Annotated in this window: 11 protein-coding genes; 4 read left to right on the forward strand and 7 right to left on the reverse strand. The window is 61.0% G+C overall.

What is annotated here, in order from left to right; all coding sequences use genetic code 11:
- Positions 1 to 15: 15 nt before the first annotated feature.
- The 7 genes from AB1J88_RS04735 to gloB all read right to left on the reverse strand — a co-directional run bounded on the left by AB1J88_RS04735 (position 16) and on the right by gloB (position 10,020).
- Complete coding sequence (locus tag AB1J88_RS04735) at positions 16 to 1,626, reverse strand: ABC transporter ATP-binding protein (protein ID WP_430290360.1); 1,611 nt, start codon at positions 1,624 to 1,626, stop codon at positions 16 to 18.
- A 1-nt stretch (position 1,627) separates the two neighbouring features.
- Complete coding sequence (locus tag AB1J88_RS04740) at positions 1,628 to 2,647, reverse strand: ABC transporter permease (protein ID WP_430290362.1); 1,020 nt, start codon at positions 2,645 to 2,647, stop codon at positions 1,628 to 1,630.
- Between the two features lies 1 nt (position 2,648).
- On the reverse strand, positions 2,649 to 3,722 hold the full coding sequence (locus tag AB1J88_RS04745; RefSeq protein ID WP_041067287.1) for a microcin C ABC transporter permease YejB: 1,074 nt from the start codon (positions 3,720 to 3,722) through the stop codon (positions 2,649 to 2,651).
- A gap of 4 nt (positions 3,723 to 3,726) precedes the next feature.
- Positions 3,727 to 5,568, reverse strand: coding sequence for an extracellular solute-binding protein (locus tag AB1J88_RS04750; protein ID WP_430290363.1), 1,842 nt, complete (start codon positions 5,566 to 5,568; stop codon positions 3,727 to 3,729).
- The gene (locus AB1J88_RS04755) at positions 5,565 to 7,397 is read right to left on the reverse strand and encodes an extracellular solute-binding protein (RefSeq protein WP_430290365.1); all 1,833 of its coding nucleotides are present in this window, start codon (positions 7,395 to 7,397) and stop codon (positions 5,565 to 5,567) included. Before AB1J88_RS04755 ends, AB1J88_RS04750 begins: the two co-directional genes overlap by 4 nt.
- A gap of 289 nt (positions 7,398 to 7,686) precedes the next feature.
- On the reverse strand, positions 7,687 to 9,153 hold the full coding sequence (locus AB1J88_RS04760) for a LysM peptidoglycan-binding domain-containing protein (protein WP_430290366.1): 1,467 nt from the start codon (positions 9,151 to 9,153) through the stop codon (positions 7,687 to 7,689).
- Between the two features lie 99 nt (positions 9,154 to 9,252).
- Positions 9,253 to 10,020: a hydroxyacylglutathione hydrolase gene (gene gloB, locus AB1J88_RS04765; protein ID WP_430290367.1), complete on the reverse strand. Its 768-nt coding sequence runs from the start codon at positions 10,018 to 10,020 to the stop codon at positions 9,253 to 9,255.
- 66 nt (positions 10,021 to 10,086) lie between these two features.
- On the opposite strand from gloB, the gene AB1J88_RS04770 reads away from it, so the two are divergent.
- The 4 genes from AB1J88_RS04770 (at position 10,087) to AB1J88_RS04785 (ending at position 14,858) form a co-directional block, all read left to right on the forward strand.
- Positions 10,087 to 10,845: a methyltransferase domain-containing protein gene (locus AB1J88_RS04770; RefSeq protein ID WP_003224159.1), complete on the forward strand. Its 759-nt coding sequence runs from the start codon at positions 10,087 to 10,089 to the stop codon at positions 10,843 to 10,845.
- A 91-nt stretch (positions 10,846 to 10,936) separates the two neighbouring features.
- A complete protein-coding gene (gene rnhA / locus AB1J88_RS04775) occupies positions 10,937 to 11,398 on the forward strand; it encodes a ribonuclease HI (RefSeq protein WP_003224162.1) in 462 nt (153 codons plus the stop codon).
- Between the two features lie 226 nt (positions 11,399 to 11,624).
- The gene (dnaQ, locus tag AB1J88_RS04780; protein WP_047293706.1) at positions 11,625 to 12,383 is read left to right on the forward strand and encodes a DNA polymerase III subunit epsilon; all 759 of its coding nucleotides are present in this window, start codon (positions 11,625 to 11,627) and stop codon (positions 12,381 to 12,383) included.
- 219 nt (positions 12,384 to 12,602) lie between these two features.
- Entirely contained in the window at positions 12,603 to 14,858 is a 2,256-nt protein-coding gene (locus tag AB1J88_RS04785; protein WP_086792760.1) for an Orn/Lys/Arg decarboxylase N-terminal domain-containing protein, read from the forward strand.
- Positions 14,859 to 14,862: the final 4 nt, after the last annotated feature.

Genomic DNA, 14,862 nt, shown 5'->3' on the forward strand with positions numbered 1-14,862 from the left:
TGCTCCTCTTTCAGGTTATTGCGCAGTGGCTGGTGCCAGAAAAGCGGCTTCCAGCAACTGCTGTGTATACGAATGTTTGGGAGCGGCAAAGATTGCTTGCGCGTCTCCCTGTTCGACCACTTGGCCATGCTTGACCACCATCAGCTGGTGGCTCAGCGCTTTGACGACAGCCAGGTCATGGCTGATGAACAAATACGTCAGGTTGTACTTGGCTTGCAGTGAACGCAACAGCTCCACCACTTGCCGCTGCACCGTGCGGTCGAGCGCCGACGTAGGCTCGTCCAGCAGGATCAGCGCCGGTTTCAGCACCAAAGCCCGGGCAATGGCGATACGTTGCCGTTGCCCACCGGAAAATTCGTGGGGGTAGCGGTGCCGGGTTTCCGGATCCAGACCTACCTCCTTCAATGCCGCAATAATCGCCGCTTCCTGCTCGGCCGCGGTGCCCATCTTGTGAATCCGCAGGCCTTCGCCAACGATGTCGCTGACGCACATTCGCGGGCTCAGGCTGCCGAACGGGTCCTGAAACACCACCTGCATCTCCCGCCGCAACGGGCGAACCTCGTTCTGCGTCAGGCAGTCTAGCTGCTTGCCCTCAAAGCGGATCGCGCCTTTGCTGCCGATCAGCCGCAAAATCGCCAGACCCAGCGTGGATTTGCCGGAACCGCTTTCCCCCACGATCCCCAGGGTCTGTCCCTGAGGCAGGCTGAAATTGATGCCGTCCACTGCCTTGACGTAATCCACCGTGCGTTTGAGCAGGCCTTTCTTGATCGGGAACCAGACTTTCAGGTTCTCGACTTCGAGCAGCGGCGCCCCGATTTTATTGCTCGCCGGGCCTCCGCTGGGCTCCGCGCCGAGCAATTCCCGAGTGTACGGATGCTGCGGCGAACGGAACAGCTCTGCGCACGATGCCTGTTCGACGATGCAACCGCGCTGCATGACACATACGCGATGCGCAATTCTTCGCACCAGGTTCAAATCATGACTGATCAGTAACAGCGACATGCCCAATCGAGCCTGAAGTTCCTTGAGCAAATCGAGGATTTTCAGCTGAACGGTCACGTCCAGGGCGGTGGTCGGCTCGTCGGCGATCAGCAGTTCCGGCTCGTTGGCCAACGCCATGGCGATCATCACCCGCTGGCGCTGGCCGCCAGACAATTCGTGGGGCAGGGCCTTGAGGCGCTTGTGCGGCTCGGGGATGCCGACCATCTCCAGCAGCTCCAGCGTGCGCTTGGTCGCGACTTTGCCGCTCAGGCCCTTGTGGATGCCCAACACCTCGTTGATCTGCTTCTCGATCGAGTGCAGCGGGTTGAGCGAGGTCATCGGCTCCTGAAAGATCATCGCGATGCGGTTGCCGCGGATGTGGCGAATGGTCTTTTCGCTCAGCCCCAGCAGATTCTGCCCGGCGTAGTTGATGCTGCCGGCCGGATGGCGGGCCAGCGGATAAGGCAGCAGGCGCAGGATCGAGTGCGCCGTCACCGATTTGCCCGAGCCGGATTCGCCGACCAGCGCCAGGGTTTCGCCGCGCTTGATGTCGAAGCTCACGCCCTCGACCACCCGGTGGACTCGCTCATTCATGCCGAACTCGACGGCGAGGTCGCGCACTTCGATCAGATTGTCCTGATTCATTTCACTTCCTCGGGTCGAAGGCATCGCGAGCGGACTCGCCGATAAACACCAGCAAACTCAACATCAGCGCCAGCACCGCAAACGCGCTGATGCCCAGCCACGGCGCCTGCAGGTTGGATTTGCCCTGGGCCACCAGTTCACCCAGCGACGGGCTGCCGGCCGGCAAGCCGAAGCCGAGGAAATCCAGCGCGGTCAGGGTGCCGATGGCACCGGTGAGGATGAACGGCATGAAGGTCATGGTCGAGACCATCGCGTTGGGCAGGATGTGGCGGAACATGATCGCGCCGTTCTGCATGCCCAGCGCCCGTGCCGCGCGCACGTATTCGAGGTTGCGCCCACGCAGGAACTCGGCACGCACCACGTCGACCAGGCTCATCCACGAAAACAGCAGCATGATCCCCAGCAGCCACCAGAAATTCGGCTGGACGAAACTGGCGAGAATGATCAGCAGGTACAGCACCGGCAGCCCCGACCAGATTTCCAGAAAGCGCTGCCCGGCCAGATCGACCCAGCCGCCATAGAAACCCTGCAACGCGCCGGCAATCACGCCGATGAACGAGCTGAGTACCGTCAGCGTGAGGGCAAACAACACGGAAATGCGGAAGCCGTAAATCACCCGCGCCAGCACATCGCGGCCCTGATCGTCGGTGCCCAGCAGGTTGTCCGCCGAGGGCGGGGCCGGGGCCGGGACTTTCAGGTCGTAATTGATGCTCTGGTAGCTGTAGGGGATCGGCGCCCACAACACCCACGCACCCTTGGCCTTGAGCAGTTCGCGGATATACGGGCTCTTGTAGTTGGCTTCCAGCGGGAATTCGCCGCCGAAAGTGGTTTCCGGGTAGCGCTTGATCGCCGGGAAGTACCAGTGGTTGTCGTAATGCACTACGAGCGGCTTGTCGTTGGCGATCAGCTCGGCACCGAGGCTCAGGCCGAACAGAATCAGGAACAGCCACAGCGACCACCAGCCTCGCTTGTTGGCTTTGAACAGTTCGAACCGGCGGCGGTTGAGCGGGGACAGGTTCATCTCAATGCTCCCGGCTGGCGAAGTCGATACGCGGATCGACCAGGGTGTAGGTGAGATCACCGATCAGTTTCACCACCAGCCCCAGCAGGGTGAAGATGAACAGGGTGCCGAACACCACCGGGTAATCGCGGTTGATCGCCGCTTCGAAACTCATCAGGCCCAGGCCGTCGAGGGAGAAGATCACCTCCACCAGCAACGAGCCGGTGAAGAAGATGCCGATGAACGCGGAAGGGAACCCGGCAATCACCAGCAGCATGGCGTTGCGGAACACATGGCCGTAGAGCACGCGATTGCGCGTCAGGCCCTTGGCCTTGGCGGTGACCACGTACTGCTTGTTGATCTCGTCGAGAAAGCTGTTTTTGGTCAGCAGGGTCATGGTCGCGAAGTTGCCGATCACCAGCGCCGTCACCGGCAGTGCCAGGTGCCAGAAGTAATCGAGAACCTTGCCGCCAAGGCTGAGTTGATCGAAGTTGTTCGAGGTCAGGCCGCGTAGCGGGAACCAGTCCAGATAACTGCCGCCGGCAAACACCACGATCAGCAGAATCGCAAAGAGGAACGCCGGAATCGCGTAGCCGATGATGATCGCCGAACTGGTCCACACGTCGAAGTGGCTGCCGTGCCGCGTGGCCTTGGCGATCCCAAGCGGGATCGACACCAGGTACATGATCAGCGTGCTCCACAGCCCGAGCGAGATCGACACCGGCATCTTTTCCTTGATCAGGTCGATGACCTTGGCGTCACGGAAGAAGCTGTCGCCGAAGTCCAGCTTCGCGTAGTTCTTGACCATGATCCACAGGCGTTCCGGGGCCGATTTGTCGAACCCGTACATGTGCTCGATTTCCTTGATCAGCGCCGGGTCCAGACCTTGCGCGCCGCGGTAGGCGGAGCCGGCCACGGAGACTTCGGCGCCGCCACCGGCGATGCGGCTGGTGGCGCCTTCGAAGCCTTCAAGCTTGGCGATCATCTGCTCCACCGGGCCGCCGGGCGCGGCCTGAATGATCACGAAATTGATCAGCAGAATGCCGAACAGGGTCGGGATGATCAGCAGCAGTCGCCGAAAAATATACGCCAGCATCTGATTACTCCGTGCCCACAGGGTCGGCTTGCAGTTTGGTTTCGACTTCTATGGCGGGTTTCGCGTCAGGCTTGACCCACCAGGTGTTAATCCCGATGTCGTATTTGGGCGAGACTTTCGGGTGACCGATGTGGTTCCAGTAAGCCACGCGCCAGGTCTTGATATGCCAGTTGGGGACCACGTAGTAACCCCATTGCAGCACCCGATCCAGCGCCCGGGCATGCGCCACCAGGCTGCTGCGTGAATCGGCGTTGATCAGGCTTTCCACCAGTTGATCGACGATCGGATCCTTCAGGCCCATGGTGTTGCGGCTGCTCGGTTTATCGGCGGCCGCGCTCATCCAGAATTCGCGCTGCTCGTTGCCCGGCGAATTGGATTGCGGGAAGCTGCCGACCATCATGTCGAAGTCCCGTGAGCGCACGCGGTTGATGTATTGCGAAACGTCGACGCGGCGGATCACCAGATCGATGCCAAGGTCGGCCAGATTGCGTTTGAACGGCAGCAGTACGCGTTCGAATTCGGTCTGCGCGAGGAGGAACTCGATGACCACCGGTTTGCCGCTGGCGTCGACCATTTTGTCGTCGACAATCTTCCAGCCGGCCTCTTGCAGCAGTTGATAGGCCTCGCGCTGCTGGGCGCGGATCATGCCGCTGGCGTCGGTCTGGGGGTTCTCGAAGGCTTCGCTGAACACCTGCGCCGGGAGTTTGCTGCGGAACGGTTCGAGGATCGCCCGTTGTTCGGCATCGGGCAGGCCGGTGGCGGCCATTTCCGAATTCTCGAAATAGCTGCGGGTGCGGAAGTAGGCACCGTTGAACAGCTGTTTGTTGGTCCACTCGAAATCGAACAACAGGCCGAGCGCTTGCCGCACCCGCACATCCTGAAACACTGGACGGCGCAAATTGAAAACGAAGCCCTGCATGCCGGTCGGGTTGCTGTTGGCGATCTGTTCCTTGATCAGCCGACCTTCGGTGACCGCAGGAATGTTGTAGGCGTTGGCCCAGTTCTTCGCGGTCATTTCCAGCCAGTAATCGAACTGCCCGGCCTTCAGCGCTTCGACGGCGACGGTGTTGTCGCGGTAGTAATCGGTGGTCATCACGTCGAAGTTGTAGAAGCCGCGATTGACCGGCAAATCCTTGCCCCAATAGTCCTTGACGCGCTCATAGCGCACCGAGCGCCCGGCCTTCACTTCGGCGACCTTGTACGGGCCGCTGCCCAGCGGGATTTCCAGATTGCCCTTGGTGAAATCGCGATTGGCCCACCAGTGTTTCGGCAGCACTGGCAACTGGCCGAGGATCAGCGGCAACTCGCGATTGTTGGTGTGCTTGAACTTGAACAGCACCTTGAGCGGGTCTTCGGCAATCACATCGTCTACGTCGCTGTAGTAGCCGCGAAACAGCGGCGAACCGTCCTTGGTCAGGGTCTGGAAGCTGAACACCACGTCTTCGGCGCTCACCGGATGGCCGTCGTGAAAACGCGCTTCCGGGCGCAGGTAGAAACGCACCCAGCTGTTGTCCGGGGCTTTCTCGATCTTCGCGGCGATCAGGCCGTATTCGGTGAACGGTTCGTCGAGACTGTGCTTGGTCAGGGTGTCGTAGATCTGCCCGACGTCATCGGCCGGCACGCCTTTGCTGATGAATGGGTTGAGGCTGTCGAAGCCGCCGAATCCGGCCTGGCGGAAGATCCCGCCCTTGGGCGCGTCGGGGTTCACGTAATCGAACTGTTTGAAGTCCGCCGGGTATTTCGGCGGCTCGTTGTACAGGGTCACGGCATGTTGCGGGGCGGCAATCGCCAGCCCGGCGAACAGCAGACCGCTGGCCTGCACGAGCAGGGCGCGGATGGGCGTCATTTATTGTTCTCCGAAGATTTCAGCCACCACGCGCTCAGGCCCAGGGTGTAGGGCGGCGTGGTGACGAAGGCCAACCGGTTGCGGTAGGCCAGTCGGTGATAATTGAGGTACCAGTTGGGAATGCTGTAGTGCTGCCACAGCAGCACGCGGTCCAGCGCCTTGCCGGCGGCGACCTGTTCGTCGCGGGTTTGCGCGGCGAGCAATTGTTCGAGCAGGTGATCGACCACCGGGTTGGCGATGCCCGCGTAGTTTTTGCTGCCCTTGACCCCGACCTGACTGGAATGGAAGTACTGCCATTGCTCCAGACCCGGGCTGAGGGTCTGGTTGAGGGTCATCAGGATCATGTCGAAATCGAACTGGTCCAGGCGCTGTTTGTACTGGGCGCGATCCACCGTGCGCAGGCGCGCGTCGATGCCGATGCTGTTGAGGTTTTCGATATATGGCTGGAGGATCCGCTCAAGGTTCGGGTTGACCAGCAACAGTTCGAAGCTCAGCGGCTGCCCGGCAGCGTTTTGCAGGCGCTGGCCGTTGAGCTTCCAGCCGGCCTCGGCGAGCAGCGCCAGGGCCTTGCGCATGGTCTCTCGCGGGATGCCACGGCCATCGGTCTGCGGCAAGGTGAACGGCTCGGTGAACAGCTTCGCCGGTAACTGATCTTTATACGGCTTGAGCATCAGCCATTCGTGCCCGACCGGCAGGCCGCTGGCACTGAATTCGCTGTTGGGGTAGTAGCTGGTGGTGCGCTGGTAGGCGTCGCTGAACAGCGCGCGGTTGGTCCACTCGAAGTCGAACATCAGGCCCAGCGCTTCGCGCACCTTGACGTCGCTGAAGTTCGCGCGTCGGGTGTTCATGAACAGGCCCTGGCTCTGGGTCGGGATCTGGTGCGGAATCTGCGCCTTGATCACGTCGCCACGGCGCACCGCCGGGAAGTTGTAGCCATTGGCCCAGTTCTTCGCCTGATGCTCGATGTAGATATCGAATTCACCGGCCTTGAACGCTTCGAAGGCGACGTCGCTGTCGCGGTAGAACTCGACTTCCATGCGATCAAAATTGTACTTGCCGCGATTGACCGGCAGGTCCTTGCCCCAGTAATCCTTGACCCGCTCGAAAATCAGCTGTCGTCCCGGCGTCACCGAGGTGATGCGGTACGGCCCGCTGCCCAGCGGTGGCTCGAAGGTGGTGGCCTTGAAGTCGCGATCTTTCCAGTAATGCTGTGGCAGCACCGGCAGCTCACCGAGGCGCAGAATCAGCAGCGGGTTCCCCGAGCGTTTCATCACGAAACGAATGCGCTGCGGGTTGAGGATGTCGACCCGTGAGACTTCCTGCAGGGCGGTGCGGTACAGCGGGTGGCCGTCCTTGAGCAGTGTTCGGTAGGAGAACGCCACGTCGTAGGCGGTGATCTGGGTGCCATCGTGGAAGCGCGCTTCCGGGCGCAGATTGAACACCACCCAGCTGCGATCTTCGCTGTACTCCACCGATTGCGCGATCAGGCCATAGCTTGATGCCGGCTCGTCACCGGACGGCGAATACTGGCCGGTGCCGACCATCAGCGGCTCGTTCAGCTCATTGATGCCGTACTGCAGGAAATTCGGCGTGGTAACCGGGCTGGTGCCCTTGAAGGTGTACGGGTTGACCGTATCGAAGGTGCCGAACGCCATCACCCGCAACGTACCGCCCTTGGGCGCTTGCGGGTTGACCCAGTCGAAGTGGGTAAATCTGGCCGGGTACTTGAGCGTGCCGAACTGCGCATAACCGTGACTCTCGGTAATCGTCGCGCTTGCGGGTGAGCTCAAGGCCAGGCTGATCAGGAGCAGGAGGAGGGGACGCTTCAAGTCAGATCCGATCCAGGCGGCTTGGGCTTTGTGGGCCGTACAGTAACAGCTTGTCTGGACAGGAAAAAGATAGCGGGTTAATGCGCTGTTAATCGGCGTGCAATGCTTGCCCGGTTTGCATTGTAGCGAGGGGATTTATCCCCGATGGACTGCGCAGCAGTCCCCGTGGTTTTTGGAAGGCAGGGGTCGCTTCGCGCCCCATCGGGGATAAATCCCCTCACCACAAGGAATCCATCAGGGACAATATTCTGGTAATAAAAAAAGCCCCTGAATTTCAGGGGCTCTTCTGTCAGTGCGGCTGGTAAACCGTGAGCATCTGCCCAGGCTTGAGGGCCTTGCCGGCGCCCGGGTTCCAGCGCTTGAGATGCTGCATCTCGACGTTGAAACGCTTGGCCACCACATACAATGTGTCGCCACGCTTGACCTTGTACTGGGTCTGCTGCTGGCTGTCGGCCTTGCCTTTGGTCTTGCTGTTGGCAGCGATCACCGTGTTGACCCGGCCACCGCTGCGCGCCGGGGTGCGCTTGGTGGTGTCCTGCATCACCAGGGTCTGGCCGACCTTGAGGTTTTTGCCGGTCAGCTTGTTCCAGCGCTGCAGGTCCTTGACTTCGACCTTGTTGGCCTTGGCAATGGAACCGAGGTTGTCGCCGCGTTTGACCCGGTAAGCGCGCTTGAGCTTCGCCACTTCAGTCGGGTCGGCACCGTCGAACACCGGCTTCAGCGAACGCGGGCTGATCAGCTCTTCAGGCCGCATGGTCTGCAGGCTGGCGGTCAGCAATTGCGCCTTGGACGTCGGCACCAGCAGATGCTGCGGGCCGTCGATGGTGGTGCGCTGCTTGAAGGCCGGGTTGAGCTGGAACAGCTCGTCTTCGTCGATGTTGGCCACCGCCGCAACCTTGGACAGGTCCATGCGCTGGTTGATTTCGACGACCTGGAAATAGGGTTCGTTGGCGATCGGGTTGAGGTTCACCCCGTAGGCTTCCGGGGCCAGCACCACTTGCGACAGGGCCAGCAGCTTCGGCACGTAAGCCTGGGTTTCCGCCGGCAACGACGACAGGTTCCAGTAGTCGGTCGGCAGGCCAAGCTTCTCATTACGCTCGATGGCGCGGCTCACCGTACCTTCACCGGCGTTATAGGCCGCCAGGGCCAGCAGCCAGTCACCGTTGAACATGTCGTGCAGACGAGTCAGGTAGTCCATCGCGGCGGTGGTCGAGGCGGTGATGTCGCGACGGCCATCATAAAAGCGGGTCTGGCGCAGGTTGTAGTAGCGACCGGTGGACGGAATGAATTGCCACAGCCCCGAGGCGTCGGCACGAGAGTAGGCCATCGGGTTGTAGGCGCTCTCGATCACTGGCAGCAGGGCCAGTTCCAGCGGCATGTTGCGCTCTTCGAGACGCTCGACGATGTAATGAATGTAGAGACTGCCGCGTTCGCCGGCATTCTCGAGAAAAGAGGGGTTGCTGGCGAACCACAGGCGCTGTTGCTCGATGCGCGGGTTGACGCCCAGGCCATCCTGCAGTTGGAAACCACCGCGCATGCGCTCCCAGATGTCCTGAGGCACTTGCGGGCTGGGCTTTTCGCTGAGCCAGATCGGTTTCTGCTTGGCTCGCGCAGCAATGTTCGGCGTATGGGTCGCCTCAGTCTGCGGAGCATGGCTGGAACAGCCCGCCAATGTGGCGGACACAGCCACCGCGATGGCTTGGGCCAGGCGGGTCAACGTGTCTGAATTGACGGACTTACGTATGGATGACGACATTGGCTGGAAGTAAGTTCCGGGCAAAAATGTCGGGCGATTCTAGAAAGCGCACCCCCTGCGGTCAACCATTCAGAATTTTTGTACCAGGGGGCGAGTCACTTAGAATTTATCTTTCCAGGCCCGCAGAGCCGCAAAAACCTCACTCGGCGCCCGGTTTTGAGCGCCTGCCCGTTCGTCCACTTTTTGTGTAACTAATGTTTCAGAGGTGCGCAGAAACGGATTGGTGAGCTTTTCCAGGGCCAGCGTCGAGGGCAGGGTCATCACGCCTTTTTCCCGTTGTTGAGTGACTTTTTCCAGACGGGCGGCAATGTCCGGGTTGCCCGGTTCGACCGCGGCGGCAAACTTCAGGTTGCTCAGGGTGTATTCATGGGTGCAATACACCAGCGTATCCTCGGGTAACGCGGCGAGGCGGCTGAGCGAGTGGTGCATCTGTTGCGGCGTGCCTTCGAACAGGCGCCCGCAACCGGCGGCGAACAGGGTGTCACCGCAAAACAGCAGGCCGTGGTGGTAATAAGCAATGTGGCCGAGGGTGTGACCGGGCACCGCATAGACATCGAAGTCCCAGCCGAGGACGCTAACCGTGTCGTTGTCCTTGAGCGCCACATCGCGCCCCGGGATGTTTTCGCTGGCCGGGCCGTAAACTGTGGCGCCGCTCACGGCTTTCAGGCGTTCGACGCCGCCGACGTGATCGTGGTGGTGATGGGTGATCAGAATGTCGCTCAACACCCAGCCCGGGTGCGCGGCCAGCCAGGTCTGCACCGGTGCGGCATCGCCCGGGTCGACCACGGCGCAGCGCTGGGTGCGGTGATCCTGTAACAACCAGATGTAGTTGTCGGTGAACGCGGGCAGGGCACTGATCTGTATCATCGTCGGAATTCGCCAAGCGGAAAACATTGGCGCATCTTAGAGCTTCTAGCGGCGTTGGAGAATGACATGACCGATAAAGCGTTCGCTCAGGCCGATCCCGACTGGCTGGCGTTGATCGGCGCGGCCCGTGAGTGGCTGGCCGGCCCGCTCGGGCAATTTCTGCTGGATGAAGAACGACGCATGCTCGAAGACGAGTTGGGGCGGTTTTTCGGCGGCTACCTGGTGCATTACGGGCCGTCGGCGCAGACCCCGCCGTCGGCGCCGCAGGTGCAGCGCAACGTGCGGCTCGGCGCGCCGTTGCCGGGTGTCGAGATCGTCTGCGAGGAACAGGCCTGGCCGTTGAGCGAGCATGCTGCTGACGTGGTGGTGTTGCAGCACGGTCTGGATTTCTGCCTGTCACCCCACGGATTGCTGCGTGAAGCGGCGAGCAGCGTACGCCCCGGCGGGCATCTGCTGATCATCGGTATCAACCCGTGGAGCACCTGGGGCCTGCGCCATGTTTTCGCCCACGACGCCTTGCGCCAGGCGCGCTGTATCTCGCCGTCGCGGGTTGCCGACTGGCTCAACCTGCTGGGCTTTGCGCTGGAGAAACGCCGCTTCGGGTGCTATCGTCCGCCGCTCGCATCGCCCAAGTGGCAGGCCCGACTGGCCGGCTGGGAACGCAAGGCCGGCGACTGGCAACTGTCGGGCGGTGGCTTCTATTTATTGGTCGCGCGCAAGATCGTGGTTGGCCTGCGTCCGGTGCGTCAGGAGCGCCGCGAGCCGATGGGCAAGCTGATTCCGCTGCCGATGGCCAAGGTCAACCGCCGTCGTATCGAACCGTAAACCTTCTTTTTATAGGGGCCGGACGTGCTCCGGCCGCGGCCATCGTCGATCCGCGATTGACGGGGCCAGGCATTTTTCTGGATAGAGTGGCATGAGCGAAAGCGTCGATAGCGTAGAACTGTTCACCGACGGCGCCTGCAAGGGCAACCCTGGCCCGGGCGGCTGGGGCGCCTTGCTGGTGTGCAAGGGCGTGGAAAAGGAATTGTGGGGCGGCGAAGCCAACACCACCAACAACCGTATGGAACTGCTCGGCGCCATCCGTGGCCTTGAAGCCCTGAAGCGTCCTTGCGAAGTGCTGCTGGTGACCGACTCGCAGTACGTGATGAAGGGCATCAACGAGTGGATGGCCAACTGGAAGAAACGTGGCTGGAAGACGGCGGCTAAAGAACCGGTGAAAAACGCTGACCTGTGGAAAGAGCTGGATGAGCAGGTCAACCGCCACAAAGTCACCTGGAAGTGGGTGCGCGGGCACATTGGTCATCACGGTAACGAACGGGCTGACCAATTGGCCAACCGTGGGGTGGATGAAGTGCGCGGCTACAAGCAGAGCTGATTGCAGCAGGCTCACTCCTGCCATCTGGAATGCATTCCCCTGTAGGAGCTGCCGCAGGCTGCGATCTTTTGATTTTGTTTTTTCGAAAGCAAGATCAAAAGATCGCAGCCTGCGGCAGCTCCTACAGGGTTATCGGCGCCGATCAAGCGGTGGCGGGCGACGCGCACCGTGAGCGTGTTAACATCGCCGCTTTTGTAAGATTGACCCCGTTGAGAACTGAACACTGATGGCCACCAGATCCGTTGTACTCGATACCGAAACCACCGGCATGCCGGTGACCGATGGTCACCGGATCATTGAAATCGGCTGTGTCGAACTGATCGGTCGGCGCCTGACCGGCCGGCACTTTCACGTCTACCTGCAACCGGATCGGGAGAGTGATGAGGGAGCGATCGGCGTTCACGGCATCACCAACGAATTCCTTGTCGGCAAACCGCGTTTCGCCGAAGTCGCCGACGAGTTCTTCGAGTTCATCAATGGCGCGCAGCTGATCATCCATAACGCGGCGTTCGACGTTGGTTTTATCAACAACGAATTCGCCTTGATGGGCCAGCACGATCGTGCGGACATCACGCAGCACTGCACCATTCTCGATACCCTGATGATGGCGCGGGAGCGTCACCCGGGGCAGCGCAACAGCCTCGACGCCTTGTGCAAACGTTATGGCGTCGACAACTCCGGTCGTGAACTGCACGGCGCCTTGCTCGACTCGGAGATTCTCGCCGACGTCTACCTGACCATGACCGGTGGCCAGACCAGCCTGTCGCTGGCCGGCAACGCTTCCGACGGCAATGGCACGGGCGAAGGCGCGGACAACTCCGCCACCGAAATCCGTCGTCTGCCGGCGAATCGTCAGCCTGCGCGGATTATCCGGGCGACAGAAGACGAGCTGGCGGAGCACCTGGCGCGGCTGGAGATCATTGCCAAGTCGGCCGGTGGCCCGGCGCTGTGGACGCAGATTGCCGAGGCTGATGCTCAAGCCTGAAAGATCAAAAGATCAAAAGATCAAAAGATCGCAGCCTTCGGCAGCTCCTACATTGGAATGCGATCCCTGTAGGAGCTGCCGAAGGTTCGGGCCGCGTTCGGACGATCTTTTGCTTTTGGCTGAATGAAGCCAACTGGCCACCCTCGCCACTTTCGCTGCAACCCTCTACCCTGAGTGCATTGGCAGACATTGATCCGCCGCCTCGGGACACTGAGCCTCATGTACAAAGATTTGAAGTTTCCGGTGTTGATCGTCCACCGCGACATCAAGGCCGACACGGTCGCCGGCGAGCGTATCCGGGGCATCGCCCGGGAGTTGGAGCAGGAAGGTTTCAAGATCGTTTCGGCCATCGACTACACCGAAGGGCGGTTGGTGGCGTCAACCCATCATGGTCTGGCGTGCATGCTCATCGCTGCCGAAGACGCCAGCACCAATTCCCATCTGTTGCAAAACATGGCCGAACTGATCGGTCTGGCGCGAGTGCGAGCGCCGGATCTGCCGATCTTTGCCCTCGGCGAACAGGTCACCCTGGAAAATGCCCCGGCCGATGCGATGGCCGAACTCAATCAGTTGCGCGGCATTCTCTATCTGTTCGAAGACACGGTGCCGTTTCTCGCCCGGCAAGTGGCGCGGGCGGCGCGCAAGTACCTGGATGGCCTGCTGCCGCCTTTTTTCAAGGCGTTGGTGCAGCACACTGCCGACTCCAACTATTCCTGGCATACGCCTGGACATGGCGGTGGCGTGGCCTACCACAAGAGTCCGGTGGGGCAGGCGTTTCACCAGTTCTTTGGCGAAAACACCCTGCGTTCGGATTTGTCGGTGTCGGTGCCGGAACTCGGTTCGCTGCTCGATCACACCGGCCCGTTGGCTGAAGCCGAAGAGCGCGCGGCGCGCAACTTTGGCGCCGATCACACGTTTTTCGTGATCAATGGCACCTCGACTGCCAACAAGATCGTCTGGCACTCGATGGTCGGTCGGGATGATCTGGTGCTCGTCGATCGCAATTGTCACAAGTCGGTGCTGCACGCGATCATCATGACCGGCGCGATCCCGTTGTACCTGTGCCCGGAGCGCAATGAACTGGGGATCATCGGCCCGATTCCGCTAAGCGAATTCAGCCGCGAGTCGATCCAGGCCAAAATTGACGCCAGCCCGCTGACCAGGGGCCGCGCGCCGAAAGTCAAACTGGCGGTGGTGACCAATTCGACCTATGACGGCCTGTGTTACAACGCCGAGCTGATCAAGCAGAGCCTTGGCAGTAGCGTCGAAGTGCTTCATTTCGATGAAGCCTGGTACGCCTATGCGGCGTTTCACGAGTTTTTCGCCGGACGCTATGGCATGGCCACCTCGCGCACAGAAGACAGCCCACTCGTGTTCACTACACATTCCACCCACAAGCTGCTCGCCGCGTTCAGCCAGGCCTCGATGATTCACGTACAGGATGGTGGTGCGCGGCAACTGGACCGCGATCGTTTCAACGAAGCGTTCATGATGCACATCTCGACCTCGCCGCAATACAGCATCATCGCCTCGCTGGACGTGGCCTCGGCCATGATGGAAGGCCCGGCCGGGCGTTCGCTGTTGCAGGAAACCTTCGATGAGGCGCTGAGTTTTCGCCGGGCGCTGGCCAATCTGCGCCAGCACATTGCGGCGGATGACTGGTGGTTCTCGATCTGGCAGCCGCCCGGCGTCGAAGGCATCGACCGGGTGCAGACCGAAGACTGGTTGCTGCAGCCGGACGCCGACTGGCATGGATTCGGTGAAGTCAGCGACGACTACGTGCTGCTCGACCCGATCAAAGTGACCCTGGTCATGCCTGGATTGAATGCCGGCGGCGCGCTGAGCGAGAAGGGCATCCCGGCGGCGGTGGTCAGCAAGTTCCTCTGGGAGCGCGGGCTGGTGGTGGAGAAGACCGGGCTGTATTCGTTCCTGGTGTTGTTTTCGATGGGCATTACCAAAGGCAAGTGGAGCACGCTGCTCACCGAGTTGCTCGAATTCAAACGCAGCTACGACGCCAACGTCAGTCTGGCGAGCTGCCTGCCTTGCGTGGCGCAGCAAGACACCGCGCGCTATCGCGGCATGGGTCTGCGTGACCTGTGCGATCAACTGCACGCCTGTTACCGCAGCAACGCCACGGCCAAGCATCTGAAACGCATGTACACGGTGTTGCCGGAAATCGCCATGAAGCCGGCCCACGCCTACGATCAACTGGTGCGCGGCGAGGTCGAGGCGGTGCCGATCGATGAGCTGGAAGGACGGGTCGCGGCGGTGATGCTGGTGCCGTATCCACCAGGGATTCCGTTGATCATGCCCGGCGAGCGCTTCACCGAGGCAACCCGCTCGATCATCGACTACCTGAAATTTGCCCGCACGTTCGATAGCAGCTTTCCCGGTTTTGTCGCTGATGTGCATGGACTGCAACATGAAGATGAAGGCAATGGACGGCAGTACACCGTCGATTGCGTCAAGGAATGAGGAC

The organism is Pseudomonas sp. S8 (assembly GCF_050473925.1).
GTDB lineage: Bacteria > Pseudomonadota > Gammaproteobacteria > Pseudomonadales > Pseudomonadaceae > Aquipseudomonas > Aquipseudomonas parakoreensis.